The 9,840-nt window shown below is 68.8% G+C and carries 20 protein-coding genes; 19 read left to right on the plus strand and 1 reads right to left on the minus strand.

All coding sequences use genetic code 11. The annotated features are described in order from the left end of the window. The first annotated feature begins 13 nt into the window (after positions 1-13). From dnaB to ACZ52R_RS23755, 9 genes are all read left to right on the plus strand, one after another. A complete protein-coding gene (dnaB, locus tag ACZ52R_RS23715; protein WP_465664226.1) occupies positions 14-1,399 on the plus strand; it encodes a replicative DNA helicase in 1,386 nt (461 codons plus the stop codon). After that, positions 1,399-1,983 carry an HNH endonuclease signature motif containing protein gene (locus ACZ52R_RS23720; RefSeq protein ID WP_465664097.1) on the plus strand — a complete coding sequence of 195 codons (585 nt, stop codon included), beginning with the start codon at positions 1,399-1,401 and terminating at the stop codon, positions 1,981-1,983. The genes dnaB and ACZ52R_RS23720 overlap by 1 nt, the downstream gene beginning before the upstream one ends. A gap of 104 nt (positions 1,984-2,087) precedes the next feature. Continuing rightward, entirely contained in the window at positions 2,088-2,483 is a 396-nt protein-coding gene (locus ACZ52R_RS23725; protein ID WP_465754076.1) for a DUF4326 domain-containing protein, read from the plus strand. 3 nt (positions 2,484-2,486) lie between these two features. Continuing rightward, a complete protein-coding gene (locus ACZ52R_RS23730) occupies positions 2,487-2,654 on the plus strand; it encodes a hypothetical protein (RefSeq protein ID WP_465664094.1) in 168 nt (55 codons plus the stop codon). Next, complete coding sequence (locus ACZ52R_RS23735; RefSeq protein WP_465664093.1) at positions 2,651-2,959, plus strand: hypothetical protein; 309 nt, start codon at positions 2,651-2,653, stop codon at positions 2,957-2,959. Before ACZ52R_RS23730 ends, ACZ52R_RS23735 begins: the two co-directional genes overlap by 4 nt. A gap of 3 nt (positions 2,960-2,962) precedes the next feature. Beyond that, positions 2,963-3,220, plus strand: coding sequence for a hypothetical protein (locus ACZ52R_RS23740; RefSeq protein WP_465664091.1), 258 nt, complete (start codon positions 2,963-2,965; stop codon positions 3,218-3,220). A gap of 3 nt (positions 3,221-3,223) precedes the next feature. Next, entirely contained in the window at positions 3,224-3,346 is a 123-nt protein-coding gene (locus tag ACZ52R_RS23745) for a hypothetical protein (protein ID WP_465664090.1), read from the plus strand. Beyond that, complete coding sequence (locus ACZ52R_RS23750; RefSeq protein WP_465754077.1) at positions 3,343-4,233, plus strand: hypothetical protein; 891 nt, start codon at positions 3,343-3,345, stop codon at positions 4,231-4,233. The genes ACZ52R_RS23745 and ACZ52R_RS23750 overlap by 4 nt, the downstream gene beginning before the upstream one ends. A 104-nt stretch (positions 4,234-4,337) precedes the next feature. Beyond that, entirely contained in the window at positions 4,338-4,658 is a 321-nt protein-coding gene (locus ACZ52R_RS23755) for a hypothetical protein (RefSeq protein ID WP_465754078.1), read from the plus strand. A 4-nt stretch (positions 4,659-4,662) separates the two neighbouring features. Here the strand turns inward: ACZ52R_RS23755 and ACZ52R_RS23760 are convergent, their stop codons facing one another. Further along, on the minus strand, positions 4,663-4,890 hold the full coding sequence (locus ACZ52R_RS23760; protein ID WP_465754079.1) for a hypothetical protein: 228 nt from the start codon (positions 4,888-4,890) through the stop codon (positions 4,663-4,665). 105 nt (positions 4,891-4,995) lie between these two features. Between ACZ52R_RS23760 and ACZ52R_RS23765 the strand changes: the two genes are divergently transcribed. From ACZ52R_RS23765 to ACZ52R_RS23810, 10 genes are all read left to right on the plus strand, one after another. Beyond that, positions 4,996-5,340 (plus strand): hypothetical protein, encoded by a 345-nt coding sequence (locus ACZ52R_RS23765; protein WP_465754080.1) that lies wholly within the window; start codon positions 4,996-4,998, stop codon positions 5,338-5,340. 10 nt (positions 5,341-5,350) lie between these two features. Then, positions 5,351-5,716, plus strand: coding sequence for a hypothetical protein (locus tag ACZ52R_RS23770; RefSeq protein WP_465754081.1), 366 nt, complete (start codon positions 5,351-5,353; stop codon positions 5,714-5,716). A gap of 11 nt (positions 5,717-5,727) precedes the next feature. Continuing rightward, positions 5,728-6,168: a hypothetical protein gene (locus tag ACZ52R_RS23775; RefSeq protein ID WP_465754082.1), complete on the plus strand. Its 441-nt coding sequence runs from the start codon at positions 5,728-5,730 to the stop codon at positions 6,166-6,168. Between the two features lie 230 nt (positions 6,169-6,398). After that, positions 6,399-6,542, plus strand: a complete 144-nt coding sequence (locus ACZ52R_RS23780; protein WP_465754083.1) for a hypothetical protein — start codon at positions 6,399-6,401, stop codon at positions 6,540-6,542. Positions 6,543-6,587: 45 nt separating this feature from the next. Continuing rightward, positions 6,588-6,959, plus strand: coding sequence for a hypothetical protein (locus tag ACZ52R_RS23785; RefSeq protein WP_465754084.1), 372 nt, complete (start codon positions 6,588-6,590; stop codon positions 6,957-6,959). Then, positions 6,956-7,387: a hypothetical protein gene (locus tag ACZ52R_RS23790; protein ID WP_465754085.1), complete on the plus strand. Its 432-nt coding sequence runs from the start codon at positions 6,956-6,958 to the stop codon at positions 7,385-7,387. Before ACZ52R_RS23785 ends, ACZ52R_RS23790 begins: the two co-directional genes overlap by 4 nt. Then, the gene (locus ACZ52R_RS23795; RefSeq protein ID WP_465754086.1) at positions 7,384-7,752 is read left to right on the plus strand and encodes a hypothetical protein; all 369 of its coding nucleotides are present in this window, start codon (positions 7,384-7,386) and stop codon (positions 7,750-7,752) included. The genes ACZ52R_RS23790 and ACZ52R_RS23795 overlap by 4 nt, the downstream gene beginning before the upstream one ends. Positions 7,753-7,756: 4 nt before the next feature. Then, complete coding sequence (locus ACZ52R_RS23800; RefSeq protein WP_465754087.1) at positions 7,757-8,146, plus strand: DUF6205 family protein; 390 nt, start codon at positions 7,757-7,759, stop codon at positions 8,144-8,146. Further along, positions 8,143-8,634, plus strand: a complete 492-nt coding sequence (locus ACZ52R_RS23805) for a hypothetical protein (protein ID WP_465754088.1) — start codon at positions 8,143-8,145, stop codon at positions 8,632-8,634. Before ACZ52R_RS23800 ends, ACZ52R_RS23805 begins: the two co-directional genes overlap by 4 nt. 114 nt (positions 8,635-8,748) lie before the next feature. Continuing rightward, positions 8,749-9,720 (plus strand): hypothetical protein, encoded by a 972-nt coding sequence (locus ACZ52R_RS23810; RefSeq protein ID WP_465754089.1) that lies wholly within the window; start codon positions 8,749-8,751, stop codon positions 9,718-9,720. Positions 9,721-9,840: the final 120 nt, after the last annotated feature.

Consider the following 9,840-nt stretch of genomic DNA (forward strand, 5'->3'; position numbering starts at 1 on the left):
CCTCCCTGTGACCATGTACCTCGTCGAACCCCAGCCCGAGGACTTCGAGCCCGAACCCGAGCCGGAGTCGGACGTCATCCCGGCCGGCGGCCCCAGCAACCTCCAGGCCGAACAGGCCACCGTCGGCGGCATGATGTTCGACCGCGACAAGGTCGGCGAAGTCTGCTCCGTCCTCAAGCCCCGCGACTACCAGCGGCCTGCGCACGAGGAGATCCACAAGGCCATCGTCCGCCTGTTCTCCCGTGGCGAGCCCACTGACCCGATCGCCGTCACCGCGGAGCTCACCCGTACCGGCGACCTGCAGCGGGTCGGCGGTGCCCCTTACCTCCACGCCCTGATGGAGACGGCGAGGACCGCGCTGGACGCGGCGTACTGCGCGAGCATCGTCCACGAGCAGGCCGTGCTGCGCCGCCTCGTCAAGGCCGGGATGCGCATCACCGACATGGGCCGGGCTGCCGAGGGCAACGTGCGGGAGATCGTGGACGCCGCACAGAAGGAGCTTTTCGAGGTCGCCGACGAGCACGCCGAGGAGGACATGCTCGCGGTCGCTGACACAATGGGCGGCCACCTCGATGACATCGAGGCCCGCAAGGCGAACCAGGGCAAGCTCGTCGGCGTTCCGACGGGCTACGCCGACCTTGATGCGCTGACCGGAGGGCTGCGCGGCGGTCAGATGATCGTGGTGGCGGCGCGGCCGGCGATGGGCAAGTCCACCCTCGCCCTGGACTTCGCCCGCTCCGCCGCGATCCAGCACGGCCTGCCGACCGTCATCTTCAGCCTGGAGATGAGCCGCGGCGAGATCCATGACCGGCTGCTGTCGGCCGAGGCGAAGGTCCTGCTCGAACGGGTGCGTTCCGGCAACCTGACCGACGACGACTGGACGCGGATCGCCCGCCGGATGCCGGCCATCACCGCGGCTCCGCTGTACATCGACGCCTCGGCGCAGCTCACCGGCATGGACATCCGCACCAAGGCGCGTCGGCTCGCGCAGAAGCACCCGCTTGGCCTGGTCGTCATCGACTACCTGCAGCTCATGCAGTCCGGTGGGGGGAAGGCCGAGAACAGGCAGCTCGAAGTGTCGGAGATCTCCCGCGGAGCGAAGACGCTCGCGAAGGAGCTGAACGTGCCGGTGGTGGCGCTGTCGCAGCTGAACCGCGGCCCGGAGCAGCGGCAGGACAAGCGGCCGGTGGTGTCGGATCTGCGCGAGTCCGGGTCGATCGAGCAGGACGCCGACATGGTGATCCTGCTGCACCGTGAGGACGCGTACGAGAAGGAGTCGCCGCGGGCCGGTGAGGCGGATCTGATCGTTGGGAAGCACCGTAACGGGCCGACGGCGACGATCACCGTGGCCAGCCAGCTGCACTACAGTCGCTTCACCGACCTCGCCAGGGAGCAGTGATGGCCGCCTCTGCGCGGCGATGCGCCGATTGCGGGTCGTCGGCAATGTATGCACGAGACCGCTGCCAGCGCTGTTACCTCAAGCTGCGCGCGCTGCTGAAGCAGACGGGCCAGTTCGCGCCGATCCTTCTCCACGGTCACGCGGAGGAGAAGTTGAACGCCCGCACGGAGCCGGGCCCCGGTGGCTGTGTTCTCTACACCGGCACGATCAACCCGCGCGGCTACGGGGAGTTGAGTGTGAACGGGGCCTCCCGGCTCGCGCACCGAGTGGCCTACGAACTCAAGGTCGGCCCCATACCGGCGGGGCTGGCTCTTGACCACACGTGCCACAACCTGGACCTGTCGTGCCAGGGGGGTCCGCGGTGCGTGCACCGCAGGTGCATCAACGTTGAACACCTCGAACCGGCCACGCTCGCCGAGAACACGCGGCGTGGCCGCGGCGGGGTGCGGAACGCCATCAAGACTCATTGCCCGGCCGGCCATGCGTACGACGCAGAGAACACGTACCTGTACGACGGGCGACGGTACTGCAAGACGTGCAACCGGCTCCGTGAGTGGGTCGGGACGCGTGGGCCTGCCCACTGACTCCGGCACGCCGAAGGGGAGTTGAGCGCATTTCGTCACGTCAGCGGGCTATTCGCATGCCCGCAAAACTGGAACAATTCATCTCAGATCGGGAGGAATCAACCATGACTGTCACCACCCCCGCCCGCATCCAACGCCTCCGCACCAAAGGCTGGCGCGCCCCCGACGATGCCGTGTACGTAGGCCGCGGCAGTGCCTGGGGAAACGCGTGGCGCGTCGGCTCCACCGGCTGGACCGTTCTCCCCGGCGGCTGGATCGACCGCCGCCCGCACGCGCCGCTCACTGCGGAGCAGGCCGTCGCGTGCTTCCAGAACTCCCGCACCCACGACGTCGAGTTCCTCCGGGTCATCCGCGAGCAGCTCGCTGGCCGGACTCTGATGTGCTGGTGCCGTGTTGGCGCGCCGTGCCACGGGGACTGGCTGCTGGAGGTCGCGAACGGGTCGACGCCGCTGGAGGATTTGGTGGACCGCAGTTCCAAGCCTGACTTCCTGGAGGCCTGACTGATGGCGGACTACTACGCGACGGCTGACGTGTGGATCGGCAACCTCGACAGCGAGGATGAGGCCGACCGCATCACCGAGATCATCGACACCGCCCTCGGCGCCGCCGGCTACCACGGCACCGTGACCGTCACCGCCCGCCCGTACGACACCAGCGGAGGCGACGAGTGAGCGACGCCCTGCCGCTCACCACCGGCCAGCTTGCCGACATTCGTGACCGCGGTGAACGCCCCAGTCAGTACACCGCCAAGACGATCCGAGCGGACTACGCCGCGATGCTTGGCGAGGTTGATCGGATCCGCGGCGTCCTTGATGCCATCAGGCAGTTGCACCAGCCCATCGTTCGCGGCGCTCTGACTATCTGCGACGAGTGCTCAGTCATGGCTGGCGGCGGACCGCGGCGCCATGTGCTCGTTCCCGCCCCGTGCCCGACGTCGCTCACCCTCGATGCCGCCCACGCCCCGAAGGAGGCCTGACCGATGGCCAGGTCGAAGCGAACCCCGCGGGAGCGGATCGAGCGGGCGTTCCACGTCAGTTTCATGCTGCCCGGACAGGCGGCGGAGTTGCTCGACGAGTACGCGGCGCAGGTTCGCGAGGAGACGCTCGCCGAAGGCGCCGCACTGATCCAGGCGCTTCCACCGGCTCCGCACACCGGCCCGGATCAGCACTGGTACCGGTTCGGCCAGAACCGCGCCGCGGACGCCCTGCTCGCCGCGCGCACCCGGCGGGAGACCTGACCGATGGCCGATCCCAACCCGGACTACTGGTACTGCACCTGGTGCGGCAACCCCGTCGAAAACCGCGATGACGACTGCTGCCCCGAAGGCAGCAATGAACCCGCCTGGCAGGAGGAGACCCCGTGATTATCCGCGTCGACCCCGACGCCTGGTACCCGGCACAGCGCGACGCTGGCCACACCAGTGCTGGCAAGCTGGCCCCCGGCCAGATCGTCATCTTCGAACGCGAGCCGTACCGCGTCATCGAGACCCGCACTGTCGACACCGTGAACTGGCCCGCCAAGTACCTCGACAGTTGGACCGAACACGGTTGCCCCGATCCGGAAACCTGGTACCAGCGGCCCGTCGTTCTGGTCGTGCGCGACGAACGTGACGACACAGGCAAGGCGCTGCACCTGCAGTGCTCGGCGTTTGCCAGGTGGTGGACCCTGCCCGAGCACTACTCTGTGTGCCGACGCTGTGGTGAGCTTCCGCCCTGCTCCGAGGTCCACAATGAGCGGATTGCCGAGCGCGCGTCCGAACGCTTCGAGCAGCAGATGGCGATCATGCCCGGCTCCTGTCACGGATGCCGGGAGCCCATCACCAGCCGGCAGAAGTACCACCGGTTCGACGGGCCGAATCTGATCCGGCCCGACCTTGGCGACGGCTCCGCGATGTTCCACCTTCGTGGATCGTGCCAGGCCGCGTTGAAGGCGTACGACAGGCAGTGGGCCGCGGCCGGGGCTGGTAGGCGCCGGAGCTTCTACTGCGGCGGTCACCTGACGCACCACCATGACGACAGCAAGTCGTGCAGCAACCCCGAGTGCCCCGGCACCGAGGTTGAGCACAGGTACGTCGAGTGGCATCGCCCCGGTGTGCACGCAAAGTGGATGGGCTGCTGGTGTGTTTCCGGTGACCCCACCGTCCGGTACGAGAAGTGGCTCGTCGGCATGCGAGCCGAAAGGAAGGCCCAGGGTGCCCCTGTGGGCGCCGAACAGCCCGCGCTGCAGCCGGGGGAGGGGGAGGTGCCGTGAGGCCGTTCTCGCCCCCTCCTGAGGGCATCTGCGGCACGTGTGAGCAGACCCTGCCGATCCGCAAAGACGGGTGCCTGAAACTCCATCACGCCCCGTTCGACCCCATGGCGACGTTCTACAGCGACGGCTGCCCCGGCTCCAACCAGCCGCCGGCCATCCGCCTCGACATGACGTTCGCCCGCTGGCTCCACGCCCACGCCGCCCGCCGCGACTACCGCGACAACCCGGTCACGTTCCTCGCCCAGTGGATGTTCCGGCCCTGCTCCCGCACCCGGAAGACGCCGGCCGACGTGACCTGGTCCAGTCCCGAGGAGCTGCACCTGCAGTTCCACGACGCCGACGGCGAGTGCGGCTGGCAGTGCCGGTACGTCGAGCAGGCCGCGGTGGCGTTCGCTGCGTACGACGACTCCCGCCGCGCGGTCTGAGCGGCTACCCGGCCCCGGAGAGGGGTGGGAGCGGCTTTCGGTCGGGTCGTTTGGCGACCCGGCCGGCTGCCTGGCGGGCCTTCTCGTGGTTGATGCCGGCGGCGGTGCCGATGTCGCGCCAGGAGAGGCCTGCGGCGTGGGCGAGGAGGATCTCGTCGTCGAGGGCGTCGAGCTGTGCGCGGATCTTGAGAGCGCGTTCCCTGAGGGTGTGGGGCCAGTGTTCTGCGGTCATGGGCAAATGGTTCCACGGGTTCTGTCTATTTCCTAGACAGGTTGGCTGATGGTCGGTCACACTGGGAGTGTCTAAAAAATAGACAGACTGAGAGGGAGGTCCACCATGAGCACCAACTTCTACGCCTTCGGCCCCTTCCCCGGCGGCGAACCCGACGGCGACGGCCTCCACATCGGCCAGGCCGCCGGCGGCCACCGCTTCCTCTTCCACTCCCACCCCGACCTCGACCTCACGACCTACACCGCCTGGTCGCAGTTCATCCGCCGCCCCGACGTCACCATCCGCGCCGAGTACGGCTACGACCTCACACCCGAGCAGATGGACAACGTCATGACCGAAGCCCGCGACAGTCGGGGCTGGCCGCTGCGCACCCGCTACGGCGCCCGGCGCGGCCTGCCCGGCTACCACCAGGACGGCCCGCACGTGTTCCTCAACGCCAACTTTTTCTAGGAGCGGCACCGTGTTCGAGACCTGCAGCGCCACCCAGCTGGCCGACGAGCTCAACAGCGTCAAGCACTACGACCCGTACTACACCGGCGCCCTGTCCCTCCTTGACGAGGCAACCCTCCGCTGGACCGGCCGGCACCCCGAACTCCGCGCGCCGCAGCAGGCCTTCGCCACCGCCCGAAGCCGGCAGAAGCGCGGCGGCATCTCCGACAGTGACTGGCCCAACGTCGTCTCCACCGCCGAGACACTCGCCCAGGCGCTGCGCCCGTACGGCAACGAGCGGCTGCAGTTCTGCGGCCAGCGGTCCGTGTACGGCACCTGCCACGGACTGGTACACGACGGGCCGTGCCCGCGCAGCAGCAACCACGTCAACGACTGAGGAGCCCCACGATGACCGCCACCCAGCCCAACACGTCCCTCGCGGCTCTCCCGCACGGCGGACTGCCTGATCAGTGGCTCGCAGCCATCCACGACCGCTACGCCGCCGCCGAGGGCGGGCACTGGCACCTCGACCCCGATCCTCAGAAGGACCGCGACACGGTCCGCACACACATCGACGGCTACCCCCGACAGATCGGCGTCCTCAAGTTCAACGCCCCGTACGCCGAGGAGAACCGCCAGTTCGTCCTCCACGCACATGGCGACATGGGTGCCCTGCTCGCCGAGGTCCACCGCCTCCGCGCCGTCGAAATGGCGGCCCGCGACTTCGCCGACGAGATGGTCGACTACTGCTCCCCGCACGGCGTATCCGCCCAGTACGCCCAGGAGCTTCGGATCCGGCTGGGCAACGCGGGCCAGCGGGCCGGCTCCCAGCCCGGGGGGCGGCCGTGAGCCGGGCGACCACCACCGTCACTGAGTGGCGGTGCGGCCGGTGCCAGCAGCCCTACCGTTCCGAGCCGCCTGCGAGATCCCTCTGCAAGTGCGCCACTGGTCCGGTCCCCGCGCTGCGCCCGCACACCACGACCATCTCCGTCCCCGCCGAGGCGCCCCATCCCCGCCTCCGCGCTGCGGGTCCTCTCGACGAACTCCGCGCCAACTTCCCCCGGGGCACCCGCGTCACCGTGACGTTCACCGGAACCGTCGTCGCCAGCACCCTCGCCAACGACAAGCACCTCACCTTCTTCGTCGAGACCGCCGACGGCCGACGCCACCCCGTCGACCTCGCCCAGGGCTTCGCCATCCACCACGCAGAGGAGCAGCAGTGATCCCGCCAGCCGTTCAGAGCGCAGCGGCCTGACCGAGGAGACGCCGTGCCCATACGCCCGGAAAACCGCGACCGCTACCCCGCCGACTGGCCCGCCATCAGCCTCGACATCCGCACCAACCGGGCCGGCGGACGCTGCGAGTGCCTCGGCGAGTGCGGCCGCGGCACCCACGACGGCCGCTGCCCGAACATCAACGGCCAGGCCGCGTACGGCACCGGCTCGAAGGTGGTCCTCACCGTCGCCCACCTTGATCACATTCCCGAGCACAGCGATCCCAGCAACCTCCGCGCCATGTGCCAGGGATGCCACTTGCACTACGACCGCGACCACCACCGCGAGACCGCCGCCGCCACCCGCCGAGCCGCCATCGAGGCCGCCGGCCAGCTCACCATCGACCTCTCAACGGAGCCACAGTGACCGCCAGCCCCGCCCTCATCGACCTCGAAGACGCCGTCCGCCACAGCCTCACCCAAGCCGGCTTCCACCTCATCGACATGGAAGACCACCCCGACGACGATTTCGACACCGGCGTCGCCATGACCGCAGACCTCCCCTACGGGTGCGTCATCGTCGCCTGGAATGTCCACGATGACCTCGCCATCGGCAGCCACGACGCCGAACAAGCCGGCTGGGACGAACGGCACCCGCTCGTCGCCCGCTACAGGACCGTCAAGGCCGCGATGGAGACCGCCCTGGTCGCGATCCTCACCGCAGACGGGTTCGTCGTGGAGCCGTCCCGGCCGGGCCAGTCGATCCGGGTCCACGTGCCCGGCTCGTACTGCCCGACGTGCACCGGCACCGGCGGCGACCACCAGATCGGCTGCAACAACGAGGCGCAGCCGTGACCGACCCGGACGGAATCTGGACGTTCATGCGGCGCCTGGATGCCGCCCTCACCGCCGCCGAAGAGGCGAGACGCCAAGCCGCCAAGGCGCGCCGCAACACCCCCGAAGCGCGCGCCGTCCGCTCCGAAGCAGCACGGCGCGGCTGGATCGACCGCCGTAACCGCGAAAACGGCGAACTGGCTGCACAAGCCACCCTGGATGCCCTGGAAGCCGAACGGGAAGCCCGCATCGGGACCGGTCCCCACTGCGACTCCATGGACCACAACGGGATCGGCCAGGAAACCTTCTGCATCCTCGATCCCGGCCACGATGGCGACTGCGAAGACCCTGACGGGCACACCTGGCCGAACTACGAGGAGGAGTAACACCGTGGGCGCCTACGACTCGCACTTCACCGGACACATCGACATCACCCCGCCCCTCACGTGGGTGCAGATCAGGAACACCCAGGCGGGCCCGCTCAACGACCTCCGCATCCGCACCACCGAAACCGTCGCCGACACCCCAACCGGCACGGTCACCACCGTTACCGGCGAGGCCATTGTCCCGCTCACCGAGTACGGCGCCTACGGCGGCTACCACATCCACACCGAACTGCAGGCCATCATCGACGGCTTCCCCAAGCACCAGTTCGCCGGCGCCATCGAAGCCCACCCCCAAGACCCCGGCGGCGACCCGTGGCGGTACATCGTCCGCGACCGCACCGTGGTCCGACAGGTGCCGCAGACCACCTGGATCGACAGCGAGGAGCAGCAGTGACCGCCTGGCCGTTCGGTGACGACGCCGACCGCGACGACCCCCTCACCGCCCACCGCATCGCCGTCGCCAGCCCCCACGCCCGCTGGAACTACATCCTCACCTTCGACCACGAAAGCGAAGCCCGCCCCACCCATGCCGAGACGCTGATCCTCGCCTCGTTCCTCGGCGAGTACATCGACCGCTGGTACGACGCCCGCTGGAAGGAGCGGCTCGCCGAGCGGCTGCTCGACGTCGACGGCGCAGCCAACGGCTTCACGTTCCACAAGTACGGCAACGACGACTGGGGCTACCGGCAGCGTTCCTGGCGGCGCGGGCCGATGTTCGTGCCTGTCCGCCCCAGCTCCCGCGGTCACCAGTACGACGACACCAACGGCCTGGGCCCGCTTACCCTCGTCCAGCTCATGGACCGCATCCACACCATCAGCAAGCAGCCGATGCAGCACTGGCTGGACTGGAAGGCCGCCCACCCGGAGGTGTTCCCGCAGTGACCGGAGCGAAGCCGCCGACCCTCGCGCAACCACTGGCCGCCGATACTTGACCCGCGTCGTTGCCTGTCCCAACCCCAGCGCGCTGCCACCACCGACCCCAGCAGAGGAACGACAATGAGCGAGCGAGCCCGAGCCGCGCTGGCGCGCAAGTGGCGCCACCTGGAGTTCTTCACCGTCGATCACGTCGTCGCACGCGATCCTGAGGACGTGCAGTACATCGAACTGCGCAAGCCGCCCATCGGCACCTACCCCGACGGCACGCCTATGTACAACGGCGTCCTCCCGTCCAACCCTGCCTACAAGCGACTCACCGACGTGCCCGAAGCACACCGAGCCCACGCCCGCGTGGTCTGGGAGAGCTTCCACGGGTATACCACCAGCGGTGCACGGTTCAGCAAGGACCGCCACAACGAGCTGGACTTCCACGCCGATCTGACCCTCGACTACGGCCAGTTCCTGAACCACACCGGCATCAGCGAACTCCCGACGGCCGGCCAGACCATCTGCGGCGAGCCCGAAGCTGCAGCCGACGGGACCACCATCCTCAAGCGATGGTTCACGTGCGACAGCGCGTTCCGGCTGCTCGTCACCAGCCTGCGCCAAGACCTGCCGTACTCGGAGACCGAGTACGCGCACCTCCTGCTCACCAAGGGCTACCCGGACACCTACTTCGCGATCGCCCGACTCGTCCACTTCGACAACGTCCAGGCCTTCGTCGATGCGATCAGGATCGGTAGCCCCGCCCCTACCGTCAGCCAGCTGTTCATGGGCGCCCCACCGACCATCAGCAGCACACCCGCCGACTTCGGACGTCACCCGGCCTTCGGCAAGACCTACGCCAGCGGCTGGCCGGTCAACTGGCGCGGCATGAACCTTGCGACCGGGTATGCCCAGTTCGTGCATGAGCTCTCGCACATCCTCGACGAGCCAGCCTGGTGGGACACCTTCCTCCGCCTAGCAGGCGAGCAGGGTGTGCTCCACTCTCACCCTGACCGTGGAGGGGTCTGCGGGGCGTGTGCCGCCGCTGACCCCGCCTGGTTCGACAACGGATTCCCGTATCAATTCGACGGCGAGGGGTCCTGGTAGCCCGCGAGTCGAGGCGTCCGCCGGCCCGTCCACTCCCGCGCCCACGGCAACTAACTGCAGCGCCTGCGTCCGGCCCCCGGTACGCGGCTCGCGGGAGCCGACCGTCGAACCCATCGAACC

It is taken from the genome of Kitasatospora sp. NPDC034023 (assembly GCF_055575795.1).

Bases quoted from the DNA above. Each gene is read 5' to 3' on its own strand.
- ACZ52R_RS23775 (WP_465754082.1), top strand. From the start codon at position 5,728: ATGACCGCCACCCAGCCCAACACGTCCCTCGCGGCTCTCCCGCACGGC.
- ACZ52R_RS23730 (WP_465664094.1), top strand. From the start codon at position 2,487: ATGGCGGACTACTACGCGACGGCTGACGTGTGGATCGGCAACCTCGAC.
- ACZ52R_RS23725 (WP_465754076.1), top strand. From the start codon at position 2,088: ATGACTGTCACCACCCCCGCCCGCATCCAACGCCTCCGCACCAAAGGC.
- ACZ52R_RS23745 (WP_465664090.1), top strand. From the start codon at position 3,224: ATGGCCGATCCCAACCCGGACTACTGGTACTGCACCTGGTGCGGCAAC.
- ACZ52R_RS23755 (WP_465754078.1), top strand. From the start codon at position 4,338: ATGGCGACGTTCTACAGCGACGGCTGCCCCGGCTCCAACCAGCCGCCG.
- ACZ52R_RS23810 (WP_465754089.1), top strand. From the start codon at position 8,749: ATGAGCGAGCGAGCCCGAGCCGCGCTGGCGCGCAAGTGGCGCCACCTG.
- ACZ52R_RS23720 (WP_465664097.1), top strand. From the start codon at position 1,399: ATGGCCGCCTCTGCGCGGCGATGCGCCGATTGCGGGTCGTCGGCAATG.
- ACZ52R_RS23740 (WP_465664091.1), top strand. From the start codon at position 2,963: ATGGCCAGGTCGAAGCGAACCCCGCGGGAGCGGATCGAGCGGGCGTTC.
- ACZ52R_RS23765 (WP_465754080.1), top strand. From the start codon at position 4,996: ATGAGCACCAACTTCTACGCCTTCGGCCCCTTCCCCGGCGGCGAACCC.
- dnaB (WP_465664226.1), top strand. From the start codon at position 14: ATGTACCTCGTCGAACCCCAGCCCGAGGACTTCGAGCCCGAACCCGAG.
- ACZ52R_RS23760 (WP_465754079.1), bottom strand. From the start codon at position 4,890: ATGACCGCAGAACACTGGCCCCACACCCTCAGGGAACGCGCTCTCAAG.